General features: G+C 31.9%; 26 protein-coding genes and 3 pseudogenes. 26 read left to right on the forward strand and 3 right to left on the reverse strand.

Annotated features, from left to right (window positions below; genetic code table 11):
• Nucleotides 1–8: 8 nt before the first annotated feature.
• A complete protein-coding gene (treC, locus tag H1A07_RS02885) occupies nucleotides 9–1,667 on the reverse strand; it encodes an alpha,alpha-phosphotrehalase (RefSeq protein WP_210145299.1) in 1,659 nt (552 codons plus the stop codon).
• 14 nt (nucleotides 1,668–1,681) lie between these two features.
• Complete coding sequence (gene treR, locus H1A07_RS02890) at nucleotides 1,682–2,407, reverse strand: trehalose operon repressor (RefSeq protein WP_210145300.1); 726 nt, start codon at nucleotides 2,405–2,407, stop codon at nucleotides 1,682–1,684.
• A 193-nt stretch (nucleotides 2,408–2,600) separates the two neighbouring features.
• Between treR and H1A07_RS02895 the strand changes: the two genes are divergently transcribed.
• The 5 genes from H1A07_RS02895 (at nucleotide 2,601) to H1A07_RS02915 (ending at nucleotide 6,952) form a co-directional block, all read left to right on the forward strand.
• Nucleotides 2,601–4,529, forward strand: a complete 1,929-nt coding sequence (locus H1A07_RS02895) for a PTS sugar transporter subunit IIABC (protein WP_210145301.1) — start codon at nucleotides 2,601–2,603, stop codon at nucleotides 4,527–4,529.
• Between the two features lie 134 nt (nucleotides 4,530–4,663).
• The gene (locus tag H1A07_RS02900; RefSeq protein WP_210145302.1) at nucleotides 4,664–5,224 is read left to right on the forward strand and encodes a phenolic acid decarboxylase; all 561 of its coding nucleotides are present in this window, start codon (nucleotides 4,664–4,666) and stop codon (nucleotides 5,222–5,224) included.
• 64 nt (nucleotides 5,225–5,288) lie between these two features.
• Nucleotides 5,289–5,822, forward strand: a complete 534-nt coding sequence (locus H1A07_RS02905; RefSeq protein ID WP_094499135.1) for a PadR family transcriptional regulator — start codon at nucleotides 5,289–5,291, stop codon at nucleotides 5,820–5,822.
• A 100-nt stretch (nucleotides 5,823–5,922) separates the two neighbouring features.
• Nucleotides 5,923–6,717, forward strand: coding sequence for a DUF4097 family beta strand repeat-containing protein (locus H1A07_RS02910; protein WP_210145303.1), 795 nt, complete (start codon nucleotides 5,923–5,925; stop codon nucleotides 6,715–6,717).
• A gap of 7 nt (nucleotides 6,718–6,724) precedes the next feature.
• Nucleotides 6,725–6,952 carry a hypothetical protein gene (locus H1A07_RS02915; RefSeq protein ID WP_210145304.1) on the forward strand — a complete coding sequence of 76 codons (228 nt, stop codon included), beginning with the start codon at nucleotides 6,725–6,727 and terminating at the stop codon, nucleotides 6,950–6,952.
• 26 nt (nucleotides 6,953–6,978) lie between these two features.
• On the opposite strand, the gene udk is transcribed toward H1A07_RS02915, so the two are convergent.
• Nucleotides 6,979–7,614 carry a uridine kinase gene (gene udk, locus H1A07_RS02920; RefSeq protein WP_200953884.1) on the reverse strand — a complete coding sequence of 212 codons (636 nt, stop codon included), beginning with the start codon at nucleotides 7,612–7,614 and terminating at the stop codon, nucleotides 6,979–6,981.
• A 575-nt stretch (nucleotides 7,615–8,189) separates the two neighbouring features.
• Here udk and H1A07_RS02925 point away from each other — a divergent pair.
• From H1A07_RS02925 to H1A07_RS10520, 21 genes and pseudogenes are all read left to right on the forward strand, one after another.
• Nucleotides 8,190–9,386, forward strand: coding sequence for a sensor histidine kinase (locus H1A07_RS02925; protein WP_244974161.1), 1,197 nt, complete (start codon nucleotides 8,190–8,192; stop codon nucleotides 9,384–9,386).
• 2 nt (nucleotides 9,387–9,388) lie between these two features.
• Nucleotides 9,389–10,186, forward strand: a complete 798-nt coding sequence (locus H1A07_RS02930; protein ID WP_210145306.1) for a LytR/AlgR family response regulator transcription factor — start codon at nucleotides 9,389–9,391, stop codon at nucleotides 10,184–10,186.
• A 12-nt stretch (nucleotides 10,187–10,198) separates the two neighbouring features.
• The gene (locus tag H1A07_RS02935; RefSeq protein ID WP_210145307.1) at nucleotides 10,199–12,358 is read left to right on the forward strand and encodes a peptide cleavage/export ABC transporter; all 2,160 of its coding nucleotides are present in this window, start codon (nucleotides 10,199–10,201) and stop codon (nucleotides 12,356–12,358) included.
• Between the two features lie 10 nt (nucleotides 12,359–12,368).
• The gene (locus H1A07_RS02940; RefSeq protein ID WP_210145308.1) at nucleotides 12,369–12,962 is read left to right on the forward strand and encodes an HlyD family secretion protein; all 594 of its coding nucleotides are present in this window, start codon (nucleotides 12,369–12,371) and stop codon (nucleotides 12,960–12,962) included.
• A gap of 126 nt (nucleotides 12,963–13,088) precedes the next feature.
• A complete protein-coding gene (locus tag H1A07_RS02945; RefSeq protein WP_014567249.1) occupies nucleotides 13,089–13,316 on the forward strand; it encodes a bacteriocin class II family protein in 228 nt (75 codons plus the stop codon).
• A 10-nt stretch (nucleotides 13,317–13,326) separates the two neighbouring features.
• Nucleotides 13,327–13,515, forward strand: a complete 189-nt coding sequence (locus H1A07_RS02950; RefSeq protein WP_011161712.1) for a Blp family class II bacteriocin — start codon at nucleotides 13,327–13,329, stop codon at nucleotides 13,513–13,515.
• A gap of 86 nt (nucleotides 13,516–13,601) precedes the next feature.
• On the forward strand, nucleotides 13,602–13,976 hold the full coding sequence (locus tag H1A07_RS02955; protein ID WP_011161713.1) for a LacI family bacteriocin immunity protein: 375 nt from the start codon (nucleotides 13,602–13,604) through the stop codon (nucleotides 13,974–13,976).
• A gap of 359 nt (nucleotides 13,977–14,335) precedes the next feature.
• Nucleotides 14,336–15,385 (forward strand): IS30 family transposase, encoded by a 1,050-nt coding sequence (locus H1A07_RS02960; protein ID WP_023599436.1) that lies wholly within the window; start codon nucleotides 14,336–14,338, stop codon nucleotides 15,383–15,385.
• A gap of 256 nt (nucleotides 15,386–15,641) precedes the next feature.
• Entirely contained in the window at nucleotides 15,642–15,794 is a 153-nt protein-coding gene (locus H1A07_RS10105; RefSeq protein ID WP_244974162.1) for a lactacin F inducer peptide precursor, read from the forward strand.
• 4 nt (nucleotides 15,795–15,798) lie between these two features.
• Nucleotides 15,799–17,106: a sensor histidine kinase gene (locus H1A07_RS02970; protein ID WP_244974163.1), complete on the forward strand. Its 1,308-nt coding sequence runs from the start codon at nucleotides 15,799–15,801 to the stop codon at nucleotides 17,104–17,106.
• Between the two features lie 7 nt (nucleotides 17,107–17,113).
• Nucleotides 17,114–17,911 (forward strand): LytR/AlgR family response regulator transcription factor, encoded by a 798-nt coding sequence (locus H1A07_RS02975; RefSeq protein ID WP_210145309.1) that lies wholly within the window; start codon nucleotides 17,114–17,116, stop codon nucleotides 17,909–17,911.
• 12 nt (nucleotides 17,912–17,923) lie between these two features.
• Nucleotides 17,924–19,766: pseudogene (locus H1A07_RS02980) on the forward strand (peptide cleavage/export ABC transporter).
• A 10-nt stretch (nucleotides 19,767–19,776) separates the two neighbouring features.
• Nucleotides 19,777–20,369: pseudogene (locus H1A07_RS10465) on the forward strand (hypothetical protein).
• 49 nt (nucleotides 20,370–20,418) lie between these two features.
• Nucleotides 20,419–20,703 (forward strand): bacteriocin immunity protein, encoded by a 285-nt coding sequence (locus H1A07_RS02990; RefSeq protein WP_210145310.1) that lies wholly within the window; start codon nucleotides 20,419–20,421, stop codon nucleotides 20,701–20,703.
• Between the two features lie 520 nt (nucleotides 20,704–21,223).
• The gene (locus tag H1A07_RS02995) at nucleotides 21,224–21,469 is read left to right on the forward strand and encodes a hypothetical protein (protein WP_210145311.1); all 246 of its coding nucleotides are present in this window, start codon (nucleotides 21,224–21,226) and stop codon (nucleotides 21,467–21,469) included.
• 373 nt (nucleotides 21,470–21,842) lie between these two features.
• Nucleotides 21,843–22,124: a hypothetical protein gene (locus H1A07_RS03000; RefSeq protein WP_210145312.1), complete on the forward strand. Its 282-nt coding sequence runs from the start codon at nucleotides 21,843–21,845 to the stop codon at nucleotides 22,122–22,124.
• 486 nt (nucleotides 22,125–22,610) lie between these two features.
• A complete protein-coding gene (locus tag H1A07_RS10595; RefSeq protein WP_210145313.1) occupies nucleotides 22,611–22,919 on the forward strand; it encodes a LacI family bacteriocin immunity protein in 309 nt (102 codons plus the stop codon).
• Between the two features lie 130 nt (nucleotides 22,920–23,049).
• Nucleotides 23,050–23,364, forward strand: coding sequence for a bacteriocin immunity protein (locus H1A07_RS03010; protein WP_094499126.1), 315 nt, complete (start codon nucleotides 23,050–23,052; stop codon nucleotides 23,362–23,364).
• Between the two features lie 8 nt (nucleotides 23,365–23,372).
• On the forward strand, nucleotides 23,373–23,651 hold the full coding sequence (locus tag H1A07_RS03015) for a hypothetical protein (protein WP_244974166.1): 279 nt from the start codon (nucleotides 23,373–23,375) through the stop codon (nucleotides 23,649–23,651).
• A 41-nt stretch (nucleotides 23,652–23,692) separates the two neighbouring features.
• A pseudogene (locus H1A07_RS03020) lies at nucleotides 23,693–24,566 on the forward strand (HAD-IC family P-type ATPase); the annotation flags it as partial.
• A 25-nt stretch (nucleotides 24,567–24,591) separates the two neighbouring features.
• Nucleotides 24,592–24,750: a cation transporting ATPase C-terminal domain-containing protein gene (locus H1A07_RS10520; RefSeq protein WP_210145485.1), complete on the forward strand. Its 159-nt coding sequence runs from the start codon at nucleotides 24,592–24,594 to the stop codon at nucleotides 24,748–24,750.
• The last annotated feature ends 69 nt before the right edge of the window (nucleotides 24,751–24,819 follow it).

The raw sequence follows: 24,819 nt of genomic DNA on the forward strand, positions 1-24,819 counted from the left end.
TTCTTAAATTAAAATTTGATTGCTAAAGCTTCATAAGGTTTCAGATGCAAAATTGAAGGAAGAGAAACAAAAGTTTCATTGTAATTTTGAATTAAAATTTGCCCAGCTTGATTTAAATAGTCTGCTGGTACCGTAACTTCCGTTTCTTTTTCATAGAAGTTTGCGAACACTAAAAGTTTTTCATCAGAATGATCTAAATAGCGTTCATATGCCATAACTTGTGGGTGTTCCATCAAAATTGGCTTAATGTGGCCTTCGGAAATTATTTTTTCTGATTTTCGAAGTTTAATTAATTTTTGATAGAAGTTAAAAATTTCACCTTCTTTAAGTTCTTTTTCGACATTGATTTTATCTTGGTCTGTTGGCATGAGCCAAGGCTTATGATCACTAAAACCAGCATATTTAGAACTATCCCAATGCATTGGAACTCTTGAGTTGTCCCGTGCTTTAGACTGAACGATTTCAAAAGCTTCTTTTTCAGAAAGTCCTTTTTTGATTAATGTGTTGTAGGCGTTCAAGGCTTCAATATCAACATAGTCTTTCATGGAAAGGTAATGGGGGTCCATCATACCGATCTCTTCACCCATATAAATGTAGGGCGTTCCGCGCAACAGATGAAGAGCTAAAGCGAGCATTTCGGCAGATTTGCTGTGGTATTTTCCTGTGTTACCAAAACGGTTTAAAGCCCAAGGTTGGTCATGATTATTCCAAAAGAGAGCTTGCCAGCCACCGCCTTGATCAATCTTGCTGTTCCATGTAAGCATAATATCTTTTAATTTCTTAAAATCAAAAGGCATCTTAGACCATTTTTCACCGTTCTTGTAATCAACCTTTAGATGGTGGAAGGTGAAGACCATGGAGAGTTCGTGATCCTCTGGTCGAGTATAAGCAATCGAATTTTCAATGGTAGTTGATGACATTTCTCCAACAGTAACTGATTCTGGGTCTTGCCCAAATGATTTTGCATTTAGTTCTTTTAAGTATTGTTGGACCACAGGTGTGTCAGTATAAAGCGATTTTTCTTGAACTGGATCGGTTGAATCAACGAGTACATTATCTTTTCCAGTAACGTTAATTACGTCAAAGCGGAAGCCATGAACTCCCTTGTTACGCCAAAAGTTTACAACATCTATCAAGGCAGCACGAACTTCAGGATTATGCCAGTCAAGATCTGCTTGAGTTGGATCATAGAGATGGAGATAGTAATAATCAGTATCGCCAAATTTTGACCATGCAGGACCGCCAAATTTTGATTGCCAGTTATTAGGTAGTTGTCCGTCTTTGCCTTTTCTAAGATAGAAAAATTTTTGATATTTTTTATCTCCGGCTAGGGCTTTTTTAAACCATTCATGTTCTGTTGAGCAGTGATTTAAAACCATGTCAAGCATCACATTAACATTAACTGCCTTTAATTTAGCAACCAGTTCTTCAAAGTCCTCCATAGTTCCAAAGCGAGGATCAATTCTTTTATAATCAGCGATATCATAGCCGTTATCATTTTGCGGGGAAACAAAAAATGGATTGAACCAAATAAAGTCTACATTTAGCTTCTTAATATAGTAAATTTTTTGAATAATTCCACGTAAATCACCGATACCATCATTATTTGAGTCATAAAAAGATTTTGGATAAATTTGGTAGATTACCTTATTGCCTAAATTATTCATTGGATAGTACCTTTCTAAAGCTTGATCTTTTTTCTACGAGCAAAATCAACAAATTTGAATTTATCAGGTCTGTGATAAGACAAAGTTAATTCGAATTTAGTTGTATCAGCTAAGTAATTACGGCTTGCAACTAAAACAGCCATATTATTGTCTAATTGCAGTAGATTTTGAATTCTTTCGTCAACTTGACAGACAGAAATTTCCTTTGTCGCATATGAGATTTCTAATTTTTGATCATTTTCTAAATAATTATAAATCGATGTTTCTGCAGCTTCGATTGGAAGTTTGTTAATCGGAGGAGAGAGTAAATAGTCGCAATCCAATACATCTGCTTCTCCATTTATTGAACGTAAACGTTCAAGATGAAAGCCAGTAGTATTTTCTTCTTCAGGAAAATACTTTATAAACTGAATTGGTAATTTATCTTCTTTTTGTAAAAGCAAAACTTTTGTTTCAGCTTTTAATCCTAATTGGTTGTTTAATTCAGCAAAGCTACTAATACCAGAAATAGGAAATGTATAACGATCTAAATTTAGCACTATTGATCCTTTTCCTCGTATTTTTTGAATCAAGCCGAGATCATTTAAGCTATTAAGAGCTTTGCGAATGGTTTCTCGGGAAGAGCCATAAAGATCCATTAATTGATGTTCACTAGGGAGATATTCGCCGGGTTTATATTGTTGATGTTTAATTTTATCAACTAAATCTTGGGCAATAACTCTAGCTTTTGATTGGGTCATAAAAATCCTCCTTTGTCTTCAATTATATACACTTGATTAGACAAGTAAAGAAAAAGTATTTTTAAAACACAAATACTAATTTATAAGTAAAGTAAGCTTTTTTATAAAATCATATTGACAACTTGTACAGACAAGTATAATATCTAAATCAGGATAAATGAAAGCGGATACTTTCAAAGAGGAGAATGAAATTATGGTACAAGATACTACTAATTTATTGGCTCCAGCTACTGGAGCAGTTATTGCTTTAGCTAAAACCTCGGACCCGATCTTTTCTCAAGGAACTATGGGAGATGGTTTTGGTTTAACACCAACAATTGGGAAAGTTGTAGCTCCTGTTTCAGGAAAAATCAGTATGGTCGCTGATACAAAGCACGCGGTTGGAATTGTAACCGATGAAGGACTAGAAGTATTAGTACATATGGGTGTTGATACTGTAGGTCTAAAAGGTACACCATTTACTATTAAGATTGAAAATGGTCAGAAAATTGAGGCGGGCCAAGAAATTGCTGAGATGAACTTAGATGAAATTAAAGCCAAGGGATTGGATACAACAATCATGGTTTTAATTACTAATTCAGCAGATAAGCTCTCAGGACTAGATGTAACTGAAGGTGAAGCAAAAGCTGGTGAAGTAGTTGCAACTGCATATTTAAAAGCAGCTGAAGCGGAAGACACCTCAAGCAAAAAATTACCTTATCCAGAATTAGCTGCCTTTATTATTAAAAATGTGGGTGGCAAAGATAATGTTAATAATGTAATTCACTGTATTACACGTTTGCGTTTTTACTTAAAGGATGAAATTAAGGCAAATGATGAAGCTTTGAAAAATCAGCGCGGAATTTTGGATGTAATGCATGCTTCGGGTCAATATCAAGTGGTAATCGGTAATGAGGTTGCTAATGTTTTTGACGAAGTAGTTAAACAATTAGGACCTTTAGATAGTGAAGCAGCGCCAGCTCCAGAAGATGACGGTAAAAATCCAGTTTCAAGAGCATTTGGTAATTTAATTGGTTTTATTACTGGTTCAATGAGCCCAATTATTGGTGTAATTGCTGCAGCAGGTATTATTAAAGGTATTTTAGCTTTATTGACTTTGCCTCAATTGGGAAGTTTGCTTAGTGTAAAGAGCACAGCTTATATTACTACGAGCGCAATTGCTGATTCAGCTTTCTTCTTCCTACCTGTTTTAGTAGGTTATTGTGCAGCAAAGAGATTAAATTCTGATCCAATCATTGCCGCAGTTATTGGTGGAGTGCTTGTTTATCCGCAATTAGTTGATTGGGGTAAAGCTTTCAAGACCATGTTTGAAATTGGCGGAATTAAGTTTGAGTTCTTGAACTATACGTACTCAATTTTCCCAATGATTTTAGCTGCATGGCTTGCTAAAAAATGTGAAGATTGGCTTAAAAAGTGGCTACCCTCATACTTACAAATGATTTTTATTCCATTAATTACTGTTTTAGTTGTATCAGCTTTGACTTTGATGGTAACTGGTCCAATTATTCAAGGTGTTGCTAACGGTATTGCTGTCTTCATTAACTGGTTAGTTCATGCATCTGGCTGGGTTGGCGGCTTCATTATTGGTGGATTTTATCAAGTGTTGGTTATTTTTGGTTTGCACTGGGGTGTCGTTCCACTTGTTGCTCAACAAATTGCCGGAACTGGTGAAAGTGCATTAAACGCAATTATTTGTTCATCAATGATTGCTCAAGGTGCTGCCGTATTAGCAGTTGCTATTAAATCTAAGAAGGAAGACCTAAAGGAATTAGGTTTTGCTTCAACTATTTCTGCAATGTGTGGTGTAACAGAACCAGCCGTTTATGGTATTAGTTTAAGATATAAGAAAGTATTTATTTCTGGATGTATTGGTTCTGCCTTTGGTGGATTAGTTACTGGCTTAATGCACGGAACAATGTATGGGTTTACTGGTGGTCTAATTGGATTTTCTTCATTCTTCAATCCAAAACATCCAACTGACTTATCTAGTTTCTATACATTCTTAATTGCTAGTGCAGTCACAATTGTTGTTTCATTTATCGTTACCTGGGTTTGGGGCTACAATGACAATATGACTAAAGGTGCAAAGGTAGCTAAAAAGAAGAGACCAGGTAGTAAGTAATATAAAGTGGAGAATTATTGAAAAATAGTTCTCTATTTTTTTGTTTGCTTTTTATGTCGATATAGTCATATAATAAATGTATCGATAAAAACATAAAATACAAAAAGATGATGAAAATGACTAATTTAAATAAAATGAATAAAAAATTTAAGACCTTAGATGATTTTGTAGGTACTCACTTTATTTATACTTATGACAATGGTTGGGAATATGAATGGTACTGTAAAAATGATTATACTGTTGATTATCGTATTCATCGTGGAATCATAAAAGGACGTTGGGTCAAAGATCAAGAAGCGCATATTAATCTTTTAACTGATGTAATTTACAAAATTGCATGGACTGAACCAACTGGTACTGATGTTGCTCTAGATTTTGTTCCTAATGAACATAAATTAAATGGAACTATCTTCTTTCCTAATTGGGTACAAGATCATCCCGAGATTACTGTTTGCTATCAAAATGACCACATCGATTTAATGCACGAATCACGAGAAAAATATGAAACTTATCCTAAGCCGGTTGTCCCAGAATTTGCGAAAATTACTTATATTGGAGAAGCTGGCGTAAATAATAATGAAGTAATTGCCGAGGCTCCTTATGAAGGGATGACTGATGATATCAGAAATGGTAATTACTATGATGGGCATTATCAAATTATTCAAAAAGAAGGGCACACCTATCTCGAAAAGTAATGAGGTAATATTAACTTTTTTGGTAGAATAAAATTATTAGCTATAGAATAGAAAAGATGATTAGATGCCAAAAAAGCGAATTTTACCTTATATTATTCTAGGAATTTTAGATCAGAATCCTGGGTCAACAGGAAAATTTATTACTAATCAATTTAAAAATGAAATTGGAGAATTTTGGAAAGCTTCTCATAGTCAGATTTATCCTGAACTAAAGAAAATGGTTGAAGATAATTGGATTAAACAAACAAGTGACAGCAATAATGAAAAAGAAAAGTATTATCATTTAACTAATCTGGGAAAAGAAAAATTAAATTCATGGATTGATCTTCCTATTACCGCTCTTCCCGTGGTTGAAGATTTGTTTTCTTTAAAACTATTTTTTATTCATAATCCTAATGATCCCCGAATCTCGGCTTTAGTTAAGAAGCAGCTTGATTTATTAGAAAAGCAACTTGCTCATTTAAATGATAGAGAAAAATTACTCTTTAATACTCAAGAAAAAAGAAATAAAAATTATGGACACTATTTGATCCTAGAGCGTGCAATTAGTAGGCTTGATAACCAAATTAAGTGGCTAAAAACGATAAAACAGCGTTGATAATTCAGCGCTGTTTTTTTGAATTCAATAGTTGAAAATATTAAATCGTATTAATATAATTAATAATAATTTAATTATGTCGTAGATTGGGGGAAAGGCTATGATCTTTGAAAAGCTTTTTTCTAAAGAAAATAAAAAAGATGAGATTGTTAAGGTAAAAATAAGCGATAAAGAGTTCAATGAGTTGAAGATAAAACTAAGTAGCGGGGATGTAACAGTTGAACAAGGAGAACGTTTTGCAGTTAACTTTATGGGTAAACGGCACTACTTACCTGTTGTTCAATTAGAAAATGGAAAGTTACAGCTTAAGCAAAGAATTAATTTAATTGATAATGGTGAAGCTCATCTTAACGTCGTTGTACCAGCAGAGGTAACCTTAGATAGGCTTGATGTTCAAACTAATAGTGGTGATATTGAAATCGTTGATACCAAAGTGGAAAAAGCATATCTTAAATCGACTGAGGGTAGAGTTAGAGTAAGACGTGTTGCAATTGCTGAATCTCTTCTAGAATCAACAGATGGTAATGTAACCGTGAGAAACAGTGATTTAGCTGATGGGAAGCTTGCTACATATGATGGAGAAATTAAAGTATCTGGATCTACCTTATCACAAATTTCATTGAATGTTACCGATGGAGACATGAATTTAACTGACGTAACTATTGATGGTGGAAGTGCAAACTTAAAGGCTGGTAATTTCACCTTAGATCATGCTGTCTTTAAGAGCGATTATGAGATTAATAATATTGAAGGAAATAATACTGTCTGGAGTGCAAATTTAAAGTATGCCCGTGTAAGAACAGCTAATGGACTAAATAATATTTCGTTTGATCCGCAACCATCTGGAGTGATCTTAACAATGACAACAGTAGATGGAGATAATGTGGTGGAATAGGAGAAGAATGGTGAAAAGAGAGAAATCTAAGCAGAAAAATTTAGGAATTTATAGTAGCTTGAAATCAGTTATTATTAATACAGGCTCATTCTTTGTAATGAGTTCTATAGTAGTGGGAATTTCTAATTGGAGTGAATCTCAAAGTTTAATATTGAAAACGTCTGAATATCTTGGATTAATAGGTGGAAGTCTGATTGCTGGAATTATAATGGGTTTCTTTTTTGGTGAAAAATAACCCCGTGGAAAACCACGAGGTTATTTTTATTTAACTGTACTTAAAACGGAACGAATCTTAGTTGTAAGCATATCAATGGCAACATCATTTTCTCCACCTTCTGGAACGATGATGTCTGCATAACGCTTAGTTGGTTCAATGAATTGATTATACATTGGCTTAACCGTTGCTAAGTATTGATTAATTACTGATTCTACAGAACGACCACGTTCTTGAGTATCACGTTCTAATCTTCTGATAAAACGAATATCATCATCAGTGTCAACGAATACTTTAATACTCATCAAGTTCCGTAAGTTTTCTTCTCCAAGAACTAAGATACCTTCTAAGATGATAATATCTGCTGGTTCAGTATGGATGGTCTTTTCACTTCGAGTATGAGCAGTAAAATCGTAAACTGGCATTTCAACTGCCTTATAGTCCATTAATTGACGTAATTGTTCAACAAGAAGTGGCATATCAAAGGCATCAGGATGGTCGTAGTTGATTTTTTTACGGTCTGCCATTGATAAGTTGTCGTTGTTCTTGTAGTAAGAATCTTGCGTCATAATTAAGATATGGTCGTCTTGTTGTATTTGGTCATAAATTTCATGGGCAATGGTTGTTTTACCACTACCTGAACCACCGGCAATTCCAATGATAATAGGGCGTTTACTTTGCACAATAAAATCTCCTTTTTTAAACTATTACAATAATACCTTAAAATTAGGCTCTGTGATAGATTTATAGGCAAGAATATTGACAAATATGCGTTTTTTCGGGTATCTGAAGTAAAAGGGACTTGAAAGTACATATATAATTTAGTAAAAAGATCTCATTTTGACTATGTCAAAAGCTGCAATAAAAAATTAGAATCCACGATACAAAAGGAACGTCTATTGCGTTGCAACTGCTCTATATATGATAGTAATTGTAATGTTTACTACGCAATATAACTAGATTTTTGAGAAAAAGAGGTAATTGATAACTTAAGAATAATACTAAAGAATAATACTAAAATACCGAATTAGTCGTGAAAATGACGGGTTCGGTATTTTTGGTATTTTCGGGGGATGAAAGATGGTAATATTTAAGACGTATTTTATATGTAATTAGGGATTAGGCAATAATGAATCTTAAGTTCTGGACGTACTTATTAATATATTTATTTTCAAGCATATTAAATTTAGTGTTCTTTTTTAAAGTGTTAAGGTTACCATTAAGAAAACGACATTTTTTAGTTCTAATTTTTTTGATATTGATAAATATTTTAGCAAGTGGCTTTAACTATTTAGCTATTGTTTTTTCAGAATTAATTACAATAGTGTTCTTATGGTTGATTTTTAAAAAGAAAATAAGTTCTTATTCGATTTTAGGAGCAATACTTTTTGTTTTTAATGTAGAAGTAGTTGGAGATATTTGCAGAGCTATTTTGTTAGATGTCACAGTTAAAGTTATTAAAGATATTAAGTTAATAATGTTAGCAAATATAGTATTGATGATAGTGCCTTTGGCAATAATAGTGTTTATTATGCAAAGATTTAATAATAGATTAAACCAAGAGTTTGTAGGCTCAAACGGAAGAATATTGAGTTGGTTAATTTTCTATATTTACGTAGTAAATATTGCAATTGCGATTATTTATACAACTACTAATAATATCCCACCAGTGTATTTCTTTTTTGGAAGTGTTCTCCTATTTCAAACATTATTTGCAATTGGAATTTATTATTTAATGCAGAAAAACCAAAAAGTGGCATTAAAGAAATCCAAAAATGAAGAATTAGAAAGAGAACAAAAGAAACTGGAAGACTATGCACATTACCTTGAAAAAAATGAAGATGAGCTGAGGGCTTTTCGACATGACTACTTGAATATGTTCAATTCATTAAAGATTAGTGCTGAAGAAGGCGATACGAAGGAATTAATCACACAGCTAGATGAATATACAAAAACTAATCTAAATGCAGATGCATTTAAAAAATATAAAGACGTCAATCATGTACATGTTAAGTCTTTAAAAAGCATTATTATTTCAAAGCTTACAGAGATGTATGATTTGAAAATTCCATATAATTTTGAATGTAGTGAAATAATGACTGATATTCCTTCCGGTATTAATGAAATGGATTTAATAAGAATTATAGGAATAACATGTGATAATGCGATTGAAGAAAGTAAAGAATTAATAAATGATAAAAAAGAGGCTCAAATTGAAATAATGATTTATTCAATAGACGGAGAATTTGAGTATGAAATTCGAAATCGTAAAAGACATGTTTCGATTTCTACTAAAAAAATACAACAAAAAGGATATTCCACTAAGAAAGAGCATTCTGGACTAGGATTGACAATAATACGAAGAATAACTGAAAATTATGAAAATATGTCTATTACTTATGATATAGATAATGATTATTTTGATTTTTATCTTGTGATTGATAAAGAGGTGTAAAAATGAAATATCCTGTAATTATTTGTGATGATAATAAAGTTTTGGCGAAAGAATTATCTCATAATATTCATATTGCAATTCAGAATATGTTAGACAATGACCTTATTTATCAAAAGACCGAATTAAATATTGATTTAGTTGCTAGTACATTCGAGCAGGTTGTAAGTTATGTAGTTGCTAACGATATCCAAAATGCAATTTATTTTTTAGATATTGAATTAAGTCAAAATTCCGAAGCAAAAAACGGAGTAGATTTAGCAGAATTTATTAAAAAGCAAGATCCGAATGCCCAGATTATCTTTGTTACTGCTTATGACAAATATGCGCCTTTAATTTATCGTAGAAGAATTGGCGCTATTGACTATATAAATAAATCATTAGAACGAAGTGAGATGCTTAGAAGGATTGAAGAAACTGTCATTCATGCGATTAACAGTATAAATAGGCTTATTCAAGTAAATCGTGAAGAACTGATTTACAAAATAGGAAGAAGAGTTAGAAAAGTTGAAAAAAGTTTAATTTATTATGTTGAAAATAGTGTCATGCAACATAAGGTTAATTTAGTAACATCAACTGGTGAAACAGAATTTAGGAGTAATATTTCTAAAATAGATGCTGAAAATGACTTTTTATTTAAAATTTCTCAATCTTGTGTAGTAAATCCAAATAATATTAATAGCATTGATTTTTCGAAAAAGACCATCATATTTCCTAATGGTGATGAAGTAATTTTTGCTCGCAGCTTTAAAAAGAAAATTAGAGAAATACTAAATAAATATCCGGAAATTAACGTTAAATAAAAGGTAAGACTTATGTTATTCAAATATAAATCTGTTTATGTAGCTCAAGTAGATGAAATGGATTGCGGGGTTGCTTGTCTAGCAATGATCTTAAAGCAGTATCATTCTCGTGTGTCTTTAGCACATTTGCGTCATGAAGCTCGCACTAATCTTGAAGGTACAACTGCGCTGGGACTAGTTAAAACAGCACAGAAATTTAATTTTAAAACTGAAGCCGTAAAAGCTGATATGTCTCTTTTTAATGAGGATAGTATTCAATACCCTTTTATTGTGCATGTTCTTAAGCAAGGGGAATTACTTCATTATTATGTAGTTCTTAAAAATGCTAAAAACTATTTAGTAATTGCAGATCCCGATCCATCAGTTGGTGTGGTAAAGATGCCTAAAGATAAGTTTGCTCAAGAATGGACTGGTATTGCACTCTTTATGGTTCCTAACGAAGACTTTGAACCAATCAAAGAAAAGAAAAATAACCTATGGTCTCTCTTTCCATATATGTTTAAACAAAAGCGGCTGATGATTAATATCATTTTAGCCGCTTTATTAATGACAATAATTAGTATTTGTAGTTCATACTTTGTTCAAGGAATAATTGATACTTATATTCCCGATGGAACTTATCAAACTCTTTCAATTTTAGCTATTGGATTATTAATTGCTTATATTTTTAATTCAATCTTTTCTTATGGACAGAATTTTTTATTAAATGTTCTAGGTCAAAGATTAAGTATTGATTTAAACCTCCAATATATAAGGCATATTTTTGAATTGCCAATGGAATTCTTTGTGACTAGAAGAACCGGTGAAATTACTTCACGTTTTTCTGATGCAAGTAGAATTATTGACGCTTTGGCAAGTACAGTTATTTCGCTTTTTTTAGATTTGTCGATTGTTATTGTAATGGGACTGGTCTTAGCAGCTCAGAATATGACATTATTTGGAATTACATTGGTGGCTTTACCAGTGTATGCAGTTGTAATTCTAGGCTTTACTAAGAAGTTCGAAAAATTAAACAATGAACAAATGGAAAGTAACGCTGTTTTGAGTTCTTCAGTTATTGAAGATATTCAAGGAATTGAAACTATTAAAGCTTTAAATAGTGAGAATACAAGATATAGAAGAATTGATAGTCAGTTTGTAGATTACTTAAAAAAATCTTTTAAATACAGCAAAACTGAGAGCTTGCAGACAGCACTTAAAACATTTATTCAACTCTCTCTTAATGTAATTGTTCTTTGGGTTGGTGCAAGAGTTGTAATGCAAGGACAATTGAGCATTGGTCAGTTAATGACTTTTAATGCCTTACTAGCATATTTCATTGATCCACTTCAAAGTATTATTAATCTGCAACCGCGTCTGCAATCAGCCAGTGTTGCGCAGAACAGATTAAATGAGGTCTATCAAGTAAAAAGTGAATTCAATCAGAAGACTACTATTGAAGATTGTAAGCTCCTAGAAGGAAATATTGAATATAAGAATGTTGATTATCGTTATGGCTATGGCGCAGATGTTTTAAAAGATATTAATCTAAAAATTAACCAAGGCGAAAAATTAACGATTGTTGGAATGAGTGGTTCTGGAAAGTCTACGATGGTTAAGTTGTTAGTAGATTTCTTTTCGCCAAGTAAAGGTCAGGTTACATTAAATGGACATGCAACAAGTGAAATTAATAAGCATAGCTTGCGATCATATGTGAATTATGTACCTCAAACTCCATATATCTTTTCTGGAACAGTTAGAGAGAATTTGTTGTTAGGTTGTAGGCCAGATATCACAGAAGAAGATGTAATAAAGGCTTGTCAAATTGCTGAGATTGACCAAGAGATAGCTAATCTACCTTTGCAATTTGAAACAAAATTAGATGAAAATGCAAAAATTCTATCTGGTGGACAAAAACAAAGGTTAACAATTGCTCGGGCATTATTATCTCCTGCAAAGGTATTTATCTTTGATGAAGTAACAAGTGGCTTAGATACAATTACCGAGAAGAGAGTAGTTGATAATTTGATGAAGCTCAAAGATAAGACAATTATTTTTATTGCACACCGTTTGGCAATTGCGGAACGAGCAGATAAGGTTGTTGTGATTGATCATGGCCAGATAGTTGAAGAAGGCAGTCACAGCGAATTGATGAGTAAGCATGGCTTTTACTATGACTTGGTGAAAGGATAGGTGAGTACAGATGGATGCAAAAGAGTATGAAAGTACAGAATTCTATTCCTATAAGTTCAAGAACTTCTCAACCATGATTATTATTCCAGCTGCTATTTTGGTTTTGCTTTTATTTATTGGCTCTTTCTTTGCTGTTAGACAAAGTACAGTTTCTTCACTTGGTATTGTTGAACCGACAGTTGTAATTAAGCAGAAAAATGTTAACTATGATGAGGGACAAGTCGTTACGAAACATGGTCAAAAGTGGGTAGCTCATGTTGATCAAGATAGTGGGATTAGTTTAATGCCTGTTATGAAAGCTAAGAATAAAATAAAAATTGTAACTTATGTGACAAGCGACAAAGTCTCGACTATTAAAAAGGGACAGTCGTTAACCTTTTCTGTACCTACTGGAGATGGCTTAACTAGACACTTGACTGGTAAGGTAAAGGAAATTGGAGTCTATCCTGTGAACATGAATAAACAAAATATGTACGAAATTATTTCGACTGCAAAAGTTAATGATGAGAATATTAAATATGGGATGCAGGGGAATGTGACGATAATGACCGGTAGGAGTACGTATTTAAAATATCTTTTGGATAAGGTAAGGAATAATAAGTAAAAAATACTAATTTAGTTAATAAAAGTAATTTTAGACACAAATAGAACAATATTGGTCAATTTTATATCTTAAGATGATAACTTTAGTAAGCTATGCATATAAATAAAATTTTAGGAGGTTTCTATCATGAAACAATTTAATTATTTATCACATAAAGATTTAGCAGTCGTTGTTGGTGGAAGAAATAATTGGCAAACAAATGTGGGAGGAGCAGTGGGATCAGCTATGATTGGGGCTACAGTTGGTGGTACAATTTGTGGACCTGCATGTGCTGTAGCTGGTGCCCATTATCTTCCTATTTTATGGACAGGGGTTACAGCTGCAACAGGTGGTTTTGGCAAGATAAGAAAGTAGGATTTTGACAATGAAATTAAATGACAAAGAATTATCAAAGATTGTTGGTGGAAATCGATGGGGAGATACTGTTTTATCAGCTGCTAGTGGCGCAGGAACTGGTATTAAAGCATGTAAAAGTTTTGGCCCATGGGGAATGGCAATTTGTGGTGTAGGAGGTGCAGCAATAGGAGGTTATTTTGGCTATACTCATAATTAAACTATAGTCAATTAAAGTAAAACAGTGATGATTTGATATTTAGCACTGCATTACTTTATTCATAGATTCATTAGTAGGTAGTTTAAATGACTAAACATTATAAAATTATTGGTCTAAGGATATTGTCATGGGTAATTACGATTACTGGATTGATAATATTTATCGGAAATGTTCATGAGTATGGCTTACATTTTACTTATAATCAAGTATTGGCAATAATTATTGTGATTTTACTTTTAGTTACTACTATGTATTTTTCAGTTACACCCAAATTATTGAAATGGAATGAAAAATATGAGCTTGTATGGTGGTTATGCTATTTATGTGCTCCTATATATCTCTTTTTAACTAATTTATATAATTCAACAGATCTTGGTTATACTATCAAGTTTTGGCTTTTCTTTGGTGGAGGAGCAGCTTTAATAATCATAAGTAAGTATATTTTGAAAAACAAAAAATAAAGTCTAAATAATTTATCTATTTCAATCGTATATAAATAAAAATTAGAATACCAAATTGGTCTGTAAAACGACTAATTTGGTATTTTTTATCTTATGAAATTTTGAACCTGATAAAATTTTTAATAAGGTAAAAAAGAGAGCGTGATAAAAATGAAAATAATTAAAAATAATGAAAAGATAGCATCAAATAAAGAAAAATGGATAACACTAATTCTAGCTGCTGCTTTTGGATATTCAATGAATAAATTGTTTTCGCTGATTGTAAAATTAAATTGAACACTTGATAAAAAATAAAAAGTCCATTCGGACCTGTTTGATAGAATGTTAATAACCACAAAAACTTTCTATTGGAGGTCAAAATGGACTCTTTACATTCTACCATGAATCAGCACATTAAAGGCAAGCATTTATCATTCGAGGAAAGAGTTATTATTCAATTGCGTTTGAAAGATGGCTATTCTTTGCGTGCCATCGCCCGTGAATTAAACTGTTCTCCTTCTACTATCAGCTATGAGGTTAAGCGTGGTACTGTAGAACTGTATCATGGCAAAGTCAAAAGATATAAGGCTACTCAAGGGCATGATGCATATCAAGCTCATCGTAAAAATTGTGGGCGCAAATCAGACTTTCTCAGGAAAACTCAATTCATGCGCTATGTCCACAAGCATTTTTTTAAAGATGGCTGGTCGCTTGATGTGTGCAGTAATCGTGCTACTGCTGTTGGCGCATTTAGCAGCAGAGATGTTGTCTGTACTAAGACTCTTTACAATTATGTCGACCAAGGTCTATTAGATATACATAATTACGACTTGCCAGAGAAGCTTAAACGCAATACTAAGCTTCATCGTATTCGCAAAAATAAGAAAAAACTTGGCAGAAGCATTGAAGAACGTCCTAAAGAGATCAATAAACGTAATGAATTCGGTCATTGGGAATGCGATTTAGTTCTCGGACATAAGAGCAAAGATGATGAGGTACTGCTAACCTTATCTGAGCGTATGAGTCGTGAGTTTTTAATTCTTCGTATTCCTGACAAGACTTCTGTCAGTGTCATGCAGGCCTTTAAAGAACTCCAAAGGCAATACAGCGAACATTGGAATGATATTTTTAAAACCATTACCACTGATAATGGCTCAGAGTTTGCAGATCTTTCCAACCTAGAAAAAGTATCCAATACACTGGTTTACTATGCCCATCCTTACACTTCTTGTGATAAGGGAACAGTTGAAAGACACAATGGTCTTATTCGCAGATTCATTCCTAAGGGAGAAGCAATAGCTAACTATTCTTTACAAGACATCATTAATATTGAAACCTGGTGCAATTCTTTGCCAAGAAAGATACTGGCCTATCATACACCAGATGAAATCTTTGAAAGAGAATTAGATCTAATCTATCAAGCAGCTTAACTAAAAGTGTTCAATTTATTATTGCAATTTGCGTATTTTATTGATTGTAATGTTTGCTAAACAATATAATTGGATCTTGGCTGAAAAGAAGAGTAACTCTGATAGGAAATAATTCATTGATAATTGAATAATAATAGTAAAATACCGAATTAGTCGTAAAATTGACTGATTCGGTATTTTTTATATTTTTGAGAGATAAAAGATGGTAATATTTAAGACATAAAAAATAATGTTGATTATTTAAGGAGAAGAAATGATGAAAGATATTAGAAAAGAAAATGTTGTTAAAGCTACTACTTTGAGTGAAGAAGAAATGATTGAAGTTGTTGGTGGGGTAACTACAAAGACGATTGTTGGACGCGATGTGTGGAGAAAAAATTTATCGTGGTTGAGAAAGAGAATTTTTTAAAAGGGTGAAAGAAATAATTATTTCTTTGATTATAGTTATATTATCAATATTTTTAAATATTTGGATATTTAAAAAAGTTTCGAAAATTGATAAAACAAACATTTTTGTTTGGATTACTCTAGGGATTTTGATTTGTATAAGCACTATGCTGTTCCAAGGTAATGTTCCTATTACTAATTTTATTGAAATTATTATTTTTACAATATTTTTTATTAAAAAATTACCAATCAGTCTACTTTTCGGATCTATTTTTTCATTTTGCATAATTGATTTATTAAGTGATATAGCAGTTTCTATAATTGAAGTATTGTGTAAATCGATATATTCAGTTTATATCAATGATTCTATATTAAGAATAGGGTTGCTAATAATTTCATTATATATAGCACATACACTATCAGAGAAAATTAATGAACAATTAATCAGTAAAAATAAAAAAATATTTTTAGGTTTATTAATATATTTATATGTTTCAAGTGAAATAATTACGATTTTTTTCATTGAATCAAAGATAAATACTCCATTAGTTATGTTTTTTACTGCATTTTTAATTATTCAATCTATTTTTGCAGTTGGTGCTTATTACGAACTAACTAAAATTCAAAGTAATTTATTAAAAAAATCGGAACAAGATAAAATAATTCAAGAACAAGAACAGCTTCAAGAATATACAAAATATCTTGAAGAGAGTGAAGATGAACTTCGTGCTTTTCGGCATGATTATCGAAACATGTTAAACTCATTAAAAATCAGTGCCCAAGAAGGAAATACCAAAGAAGTAATCCAAAAGCTTGATGAATATACTAATGCCAACTTAAATGCAAAAGCTTTTGAAAAATATAGGGATGTTAATCATATAAAAATAAAGTCTCTGAAAAGTATCATTATTGCTAAGTTAACAGAAATGTATGGCGAAGATATTCCATATAATTTCGAATGTAGAGATGATATTACTAAAATCCCTAACAATATTAATGAATTGGATTTAGTTAGAATTATTGGCATCAGTTGTGATAATGCAATTGAAGAAAGTAAGGCATTATTGAAACAGACGAAAAAAGCTCATATTGAAATTATGATTAGTTCAAATGAGGATGGCGAATTTGAATATGAAATTCAGAATAAAAGAAGAGATTCAGAAATTTCACTTAAACAAATCCAGCAACGTGGTTATTCAACGAAGAAAAGTCATTCTGGCATGGGTTTAGCCAATATCAATAGTATTAAGAATAAATATGAAAATATGACAATCTCTTATGAGGTGCCGAAGGGATACTTTGATTTCTATCTCGTAATTGAACCAGAGGAGTGAAAAAATATTGAAATATCCAGTAATTATTTGTGATGACGATAAAACACTAGCAAATAATTTAGCAAATAATGTGAAATACGCAGCTGAGAATTTAGTTGAAAACAATACAGCTTATGAAAATGTGGAGATTAGTGTAGAGCAAGTTGCCACTACCTTTGAGCAAGTCGTAAGTTATGTAGTGGCTAAGGATATTCAAAATGCAATTTACTTCTTAGATATTGAATTAAGTCAAAATTCTGAAGCTAAGAATGGAGTAGATTTAGCAGAATTCATCAAAAAACAAGATCCGAATGCTCAGATTATTTTTGTTACTGCTTATGATAAGTACGCTCCCTTAACTTATCGAAGACGAATTGCTGCAATTGATTATATTAATAAAGCACTAGACCAAAATGATATGATGAAACGTCTAGAAGAAACAATTACGGATGCAGTTCAAAGCATTAACAATCTTACAAAGTCTGGAAGAAAAGAGCTTGTTTATAAAGTAGGCCGCAGGATAAATAAGGTAGAAGATACTAATATCTATTATCTTGAAAATAGCCCTACACAACATAAAGTTACGTTAATAACTGAAACTGGTTCAGCTGAATTTAGAAGTAATATTTCAAAAGTTGATGATGAAAATGATTTTTTAGTTAAGGTCTCTCAATCTAGTGTAGTAAATCCAAATAACATTGATAGCATTGATTTTTCGAAAAAAACAATAACATTTCCAAATGGTGATGAAGTAATATTTACTCGTAGCTATAGAAGAAATGTCAAAGATTTATTAAGTAAATATCCAGAAATTAATATTAAATAAAAGGTAAGACTTATGTTATTCAAATATAAATCTGTTTATGTAGCTCAAGTAGATGAAATGGATTGCGGGGTTGCTTGTCTAGCAATGATCTTAAAGCAGTATCATTCTCGTGTGTCTTTAGCACATTTGCGTCATGAAGCTCGCACTAATCTTGAAGGTACAACTGCGCTGGGACTAGTTAAAACAGCACAGAAATTTAATTTTAAAACTGAAGCCGTAAAAGCTGATATGTCTCTTTTTAATGAGGATAGTATTCAATACCCTTTTATTGTGCATGTTCTTAAGCAAGGGGAATTACTTCATTATTATGTAGTTCTTAAAAATGCTAAAAACTATTTAGTAATTGCAGATCCCGATCCATCAGTTGGTGTGGTAAAGATGCCTAAAGATAAGTTTGCTCAAGAATGGACTGGTATTGCACTCTTTATGGTTCCTAACGAAGACTTTGAACCAATCAAAGAAAAGAAAAATAACCTATGGTCTCTCTTTCCATATATGTTTAAACAAAAGCGGCTGATGATTAATATCATTTTAGCCGCTTTATTAATGACAATAATTAGTATTTGTAGTTCATACTTTGTTCAAGGAATAATTGATACTTATATTCCCGATGGAACTTATCAAACTCTTTCAATTTTAGCTATTGGATTATTAATTGCTTATATTTTTAATTCAATCTTTTCTTATGGACAGAATTTTTTATTAAATATTTTAGGTCGCGGTTCTTAGTTCTTCTGTAATTGAAGATATTCAAGGAATTGAAACTATTAAGGCTTTAAACAGTGAGGATATAAGATATAGACGAATCGACAGTCAATTTGTAGATTATTTAAAGAAGTCATTTAAATATAGTAAGACTGAGAGTTTACAGACAGCACTCAAGACCTTTATTCAATTATCTCTTAATGTAATTGTTCTTTGGATGGGTGCAAAGATTGTAATGCAAGGACAATTGAGCATTGGTCAGTTAATGACATTTAATGCCTTACTAGCATATTTCATTGATCCCTTGCAAAATATTATTAATTTGCAACCGCGTCTGCAATCAGCCAGTGTTGCGCAGAACAGATTAAATGAAGTTTATCAAGTGAAGAGTGAATTTGATAAGAAAACTATGGTTAACGATCCAGCGTTGTTAAAAGGAACAATCACGTATGATAATGTTGATTATCGTTATGACTATGGCGCAGATGTTTTAAAAGATATTAATCTAAAAATTAACCAAGGCGAAAAATTAACGATTGTTGGAATGAGTGGTTCTGGAAAGTCTACGATGGTTAAGTTGTTAGTAGATTTCTTTTCACCAAGTAAAGGTCAGGTTATATTAAATGGACATGCAACAAGTGAAATTAATAAGCATACGTTGCGGTCATATGTGAATTATGTACCTCAAAACCCATATATCTTTTCTGGAACGGTTAAGGAGAATTCGTTGTTAGGATCTAGACCAGATATCACTGAAGAAGATGTAATAAAGGCTTGTCAGGTTGCTGGGATTGACCAGGAGATAACTAATCTACCACTGCAATTTGAAACAAAATTAGATGAAAATGCCAAAATTTTATCTGGCGGCCAAAAACAAAGGTTAACAATTGCTCGGGCATTATTGTCTCCTGCAAAGGTATTTATTTTTGATGAAGTGACAAGTGGCTTAGATACAATTACCGAGAAGAAGGTAGTTGATAATTTGATGAAGCTAAAGGATAAGACAATTATTTTTATCGCCCACCGCCTAGCAATTGCAGAACGTGCAGACAAGGTAATTGTAATTGATCAAGGTCAAATAGTTGAAGAAGGGAGTCATAATGAATTGATGGATGAGCATGGTTTTTATTATGACTTGGTGAAGGGATAGGTAAATACAGATGGATGCAAAAGAGTATGAAAGCACGGAATTCTATTCCTATAAGTTCAAGAACTTCTCAACCATTATTATTATTCTAGCTGCTATTTTGGTTTTGCTTTTATTTATTGGCTCTTTCTTTGTCGTAAGACAAAGTATAGTTTCTTCGATTGGAGTTGTTGAACCGACAGTTGTAATTAAGCAGAAGAATGCTAATTATGATGAGGGACAGGTTGTTAAAAAAATGGTCAAAAATGGATGGCACATGTTGATCAAGACAGCGAAGTTAGTCTAATGCCTATGATGAAAGCCAAAGGAAAAGTTAGGATTGTTACCTATGTGCCTGCTAATAAAATCTCGTCTATTAAGAAGGGTCAGAAGTTAAACTTTTTTGTACCTACAGGAGAGGGCTTGACTAGTAGATTAACTGGCAAGGTAGAGGAGATTGGTGTTTATCCAATAAATGTGAACAAGCAAAGTATGTATGAAGTTATTTCGATTGCCAAAGTTAGTGATATAAATGTTAGGTACGGAATGCAAGGCAATGCCACAATAGTGACAGGTCGTAGCACATATTTTAAATATTTTTTAGATAAGGTATTGAATAAAAGATAAATTTGATAGAATAAAACAATATTAAATTATATTATGTGAGGATAAAAAGATGAACGAAATTAAATTAAAAGAGATGTTAACTAAAATAAAAGCAAATTCCGATATTGCAACTGATCCAGAAGCACAAAATTTGATTGAAGCAGCTATTGAAAGAATAAGTAAGAATGGTGATTTGCAGAAGGTAATATTTAAACTGAAGCAGGATATTAGCATGTATTCTGTAGCGCATGGTTTTAAATTGCCAGAAACTTTAACTAAATTGCAGCTTTTATTAGATAAGGATCCAAATAAGTGGGCTGGCGCTGGAGAAACAATGTCACTTACTAATTTTTAAAAATTAATCTAATAATAATATTTTTATTTATAAATTCAATACAGATATGAAAGATCACAAGATATAGTGCTATTTTGAGAACTTTTAGTATTGAACTTTAATTGGTAGAAAAAATGTTACCCAATAAGAAAAGAAAAATTAGGTCAATATTAGGATTATCATTTTTATTTTTACTCGTAGTTTTAATTAATATATGGAAACAAGAATTAAATATTCTTGAGTTAGTTCTTCTAATTATTGGAATTATTATTTGGATCAGTGCTATTATTTGGCGAATAATCGTAATTATTAAAAGTTAACTTTTACTTTCAGTAATATTCCAAGTTTTGAATGAAGCAAAAAATGCATTCTTAAAAATTAAATTTGGCTTATGTAGCTGAAATTTCGGCTACTAAGCAAGTTGATTCGAGGAACCTAATTAGTCGTAAACAAGGCTAGTTGGGTTCTTTTTAATTTTTACTGGTTTTGAAATACTAAAATTTAAATTATTAGTAGAAGTGTTGAGTTAAAAGGTGAAAAAATGAAAATAATTGAAGAAAATGAAAAGGAAGCTTCAAAAAAAGAAAAATGGATAATTTTAAGTGTAAGTCTAGTTTTCGGTGTTTTAATGAATAAGTTGTTCTTGCGTCTAACTTCAATTGATAGTTTTGTTTTATCAATGCTGATTGGAGTAGGAAGTATGTATGTGTTTGAATGCGGATACTATTACTTCAGAAACGATATTAAAAAATGGTTAGAAAAGTTAGAAGATAACTTAGGAGGTTAAGTGCAGGATTAGGGCTGTCCGCAGACGCATTTTTAGCAACCTATGTTGGTATAGCCATCTGTATGATTAGTAGTTTATGGAATCAGTGGTAAAAACTATTGTTTTTAGTGTTGGATTAATATTTTTTGCTTTAATTAAATTTACTATTAAGCAGGATGAAAATTCGAAAAGATTAGTTTTACAAATGAGCTTAGTAGGCTGCTTTTTAATTTTTTATAATGCAATATGGAGTTATTTTATTAGATAGTTTGCTATAAAGCCACTCAATAAGTACCGAATTTGTTACGAAAAAGACCGAATAGGTCTTTTTTATTTTTGAGAACTTTCTAAATGATAGAATTGGTTCATAGCAAAGATTTTGGAGGAAAATAGAATGTCAGTAGGATATATCCCAATTATTTTACTTTTACTAATAGTTTTAGTTGATATCGTTGTTTCACTAAAATTACATAAGCTAGTAAAAACGACTGATGTTTCAAATATCTTAATCCTTGGAATAGCAGCAATGGTTATTTTTGCTTTGAAAGATTTAAGTTCGTTTTCTTGGAGTTCAGCAATAGCAACTGTTTTCATGAGTATTGTTGTTTTGAAAGAATTTTATGATGAATATCACTTACAAGTAGAAGATGGTAAAGATGAAAAAAAGGCTAAATAATAGACAATTAATTATTCTTAGTACTCTGGTTGGGACAATTATTTTTACTCTTGAAACTGTAATAGACCTAGTAGTAGGGAGCACATTAACTATTTATATAATTCTTGGAAACATTCTCTGGGGAATGATCTTGGGCTATTTAATGTTCAAACTTGTGAAGCTAAGGCAGATGAGAAGAAAGGATATACGTAAAATTGAGTAAAACACGTCAAAATAAAGATACAAATACAGAAGAATGGACGATAATTACACTCAGTGTGATCTTTGCCTTTTGCATGAATAAGCTGTTTTTATATGTAACAAATAGTGACAGCATTATGCTAAGCTTTTTTGTCGGAATTATAAGTATGAGTGTGTTTTCGATCACGTATTATTATGGCAAAGATAGGATCCAACAACGTTTAAAGAGTAAGAAAAATATTCATGAGTAAAAAAGAAAAAATTATTGGTCTTAGAATTTTATCGTAGATTATTACATCAGTTGGGTTGATTGTATTTCTAGGTGATATCTACAGTTATGGATTTTCTTGGCGAAGTTTTAATCAGGTAGTAGCTTTAATTTTAGTTGTTTTATTGCTAATTTCTTCTATTATATTTACTTCTACGAAGAACTTATTAGAATGGAATCAAAAGTATAAACGAGCTCAGTGGATCGGTGAGCTAATTATTTTCCCGACTTTTTTCCTAGGCAATTTATATAATTTTACACATGTCTGGTATTCGATATTATTTTTATCTTTCTTTGGAGGAGGAAGCCTTTTATCCATGCTTATTCAATATTTTCGAAGGAGATAATAAAAAATACCAGATCGGTCATAAAATATGCGAAATTATTCCATTTTTATTTTTTATAAAAAAATGATAGTAAAATTAATGAATAAATGATAATATTTGGAAACAAAACTACTCTTTGGAGGACAAAAATATGAAAAATGAATTGGAACAAGTGTTAAATGACTTTATTTCACTTGCTAAGACTTATTATGATAGAAAAGGCAACGAATACTTATTAGAACAACTTGAAGTTGCCTTAGACAAGTTAGAACATAATGTTCAAGATGACATTGATGAAGCACGTGCAACTTATCAAAATGTGAATACAATTTGTTTAGTAAACCATCTCCATTTAGAAAAAGATGAAGAAGCATTACTTGAAAAGATTAAAGAAATTTCAATGAGTAAAGGCTGGATTGGTGGCTTGAATAGCTGGAACACAACTAATACTTGGCCTGGAAAGTAGGAATGAAAATGCAAGCTTTTTCTTATGCAATGCCACCTTTAGCAGTAATTGTAATTGCAGCATATATTTTTACTTCGATTAAGCTTCATAAGTTTATCTGGGTTTCACCAGTTGTTTATTTGGCTTTAATTGGAAGCGTCGGCTTATGGATTAATATTGGTACGAATATCTTTGCAGCTTCAGAACAAGGCGTATTTGGATTGCTAGTTTTAGAAGTAATTATTCTGGAAGGGATTTTTGAAGAATATAAATATCAAAAGCAAAATCTATCAAAGAATGAAGAGTAGTCGAAAGACTGCTCCTTTTTTAGTATATTAACTTTATGTGCATATTAGTTGCAACTTTCTTTGCACATTACCCGTTAGTAAAAGCTTTTGTCTTTGTTTTAGGGATGATTGTGGCTTTTATTCCAGAAGGATTAGAGCCAACTGTCACATTGTCTTTGGCCGGAGCAGTTCAAAGAATGGCAAAAAAGCATGCCTGGATTAAGCGTTTATCTAGTGTTGAAACGCTAGGGTCAACTTCTGTCATTTGTTCCGATAAAACAGGCACTTTAACTAAGAACGAAATGACTGTAAAAGAACTCTGGACTTTAGAAAAAAGTTATCATGTTTTAGGAGAAGGTTATGCAGTTCGAGGCCATATTAAAGAAGGTCCAACGCATGTTTTTGCAAAAGACAATAACACCTTGAAAGAAGTATTACTTGGTGGCGTTTTTGCAGATAATGCAAGAATTCAAAATCCGAATAAGCAACATCCACGCTACCAAATCTTAGGTGATCCAACTGAAGCATGCCTTGAAGTTGTTGCAAGAAAAGGAAAGATAGATGTTGAAGCAGAAGTGGAAAAAACACCGCGCGTTAAAGATTTGCCATTTGATTCAAGTAGAAAAATGATGACAGTAATTCAGAACTCAGATGGTACGCATCGTTTTAATACCTATACTGAGGAGTGCACTAAATTGTGTCGTTGATAAATGTACTTCTTACTTATGCAACGGCAACATTCAGCCTATTACCCAGGAAATAAAAGATAAGATTATGCGAGCTAATGATGGCTATGCTAAAGATGATTTGCGCGTCTTAGCAGTTGCCGGCCGTAATCTTGATCAAAAGATAATGGATGATTTAGATCTTGCAACAATTGATACAGTTGGAAGAGATCTCACCTTCTTAGGATTAACCGTTATGATGGATTCACCCATCAAGAGCTGAAGTATATAAGGTTATGGAAATTGTCTTGCTACTATGCATTTCATATGTACCAGTCTTTCAGTCATTTTTGGGTACGGAGCCGCTTAATGCACATGATTGGATTAGATTAGTATGTATTCCGATACCATTAATTTTAATTGACGAGTTAAGAAAAGAGTCAAAAAATAAATAAACTTTAACTACTAGTTTTAACTAGCAGTTTTTTCTTGCTAAAATAGTAAAAATACGGAGGTGGCGAAGT

Source organism: Lactobacillus taiwanensis, assembly GCF_017894345.1.
Taxonomy (GTDB): domain Bacteria; phylum Bacillota; class Bacilli; order Lactobacillales; family Lactobacillaceae; genus Lactobacillus; species Lactobacillus taiwanensis.

Bases quoted from the DNA above. Each gene is read 5' to 3' on its own strand.
- H1A07_RS02990 (WP_210145310.1), top strand. From the start codon at position 20,419: ATGAACGAAATTAAATTAAAAGAGATGTTAACTAAAATAAAAGCAAAT.
- H1A07_RS02950 (WP_011161712.1), top strand. From the start codon at position 13,327: ATGAAATTAAATGACAAAGAATTATCAAAGATTGTTGGTGGAAATCGA.
- H1A07_RS02905 (WP_094499135.1), top strand. From the start codon at position 5,289: ATGCCAAAAAAGCGAATTTTACCTTATATTATTCTAGGAATTTTAGAT.
- treR (WP_210145300.1), bottom strand. From the start codon at position 2,407: ATGACCCAATCAAAAGCTAGAGTTATTGCCCAAGATTTAGTTGATAAA.
- H1A07_RS02915 (WP_210145304.1), top strand. From the start codon at position 6,725: ATGGTGAAAAGAGAGAAATCTAAGCAGAAAAATTTAGGAATTTATAGT.
- H1A07_RS10105 (WP_244974162.1), top strand. From the start codon at position 15,642: ATGAAAGATATTAGAAAAGAAAATGTTGTTAAAGCTACTACTTTGAGT.
- H1A07_RS02910 (WP_210145303.1), top strand. From the start codon at position 5,923: ATGATCTTTGAAAAGCTTTTTTCTAAAGAAAATAAAAAAGATGAGATT.
- H1A07_RS02995 (WP_210145311.1), top strand. From the start codon at position 21,224: ATGAAAATAATTGAAGAAAATGAAAAGGAAGCTTCAAAAAAAGAAAAA.
- H1A07_RS10520 (WP_210145485.1), top strand. From the start codon at position 24,592: ATGGAAATTGTCTTGCTACTATGCATTTCATATGTACCAGTCTTTCAG.
- treC (WP_210145299.1), bottom strand. From the start codon at position 1,667: ATGAATAATTTAGGCAATAAGGTAATCTACCAAATTTATCCAAAATCT.
- H1A07_RS02900 (WP_210145302.1), top strand. From the start codon at position 4,664: ATGAATAAAAAATTTAAGACCTTAGATGATTTTGTAGGTACTCACTTT.
- H1A07_RS02930 (WP_210145306.1), top strand. From the start codon at position 9,389: ATGAAATATCCTGTAATTATTTGTGATGATAATAAAGTTTTGGCGAAA.
- H1A07_RS03015 (WP_244974166.1), top strand. From the start codon at position 23,373: ATGCAAGCTTTTTCTTATGCAATGCCACCTTTAGCAGTAATTGTAATT.
- H1A07_RS02940 (WP_210145308.1), top strand. From the start codon at position 12,369: ATGGATGCAAAAGAGTATGAAAGTACAGAATTCTATTCCTATAAGTTC.
- H1A07_RS02960 (WP_023599436.1), top strand. From the start codon at position 14,336: ATGGACTCTTTACATTCTACCATGAATCAGCACATTAAAGGCAAGCAT.
- H1A07_RS02935 (WP_210145307.1), top strand. From the start codon at position 10,199: ATGTTATTCAAATATAAATCTGTTTATGTAGCTCAAGTAGATGAAATG.
- H1A07_RS03010 (WP_094499126.1), top strand. From the start codon at position 23,050: ATGAAAAATGAATTGGAACAAGTGTTAAATGACTTTATTTCACTTGCT.
- H1A07_RS02945 (WP_014567249.1), top strand. From the start codon at position 13,089: ATGAAACAATTTAATTATTTATCACATAAAGATTTAGCAGTCGTTGTT.
- H1A07_RS03000 (WP_210145312.1), top strand. From the start codon at position 21,843: ATGTCAGTAGGATATATCCCAATTATTTTACTTTTACTAATAGTTTTA.
- H1A07_RS02955 (WP_011161713.1), top strand. From the start codon at position 13,602: ATGACTAAACATTATAAAATTATTGGTCTAAGGATATTGTCATGGGTA.
- H1A07_RS02895 (WP_210145301.1), top strand. From the start codon at position 2,601: ATGGTACAAGATACTACTAATTTATTGGCTCCAGCTACTGGAGCAGTT.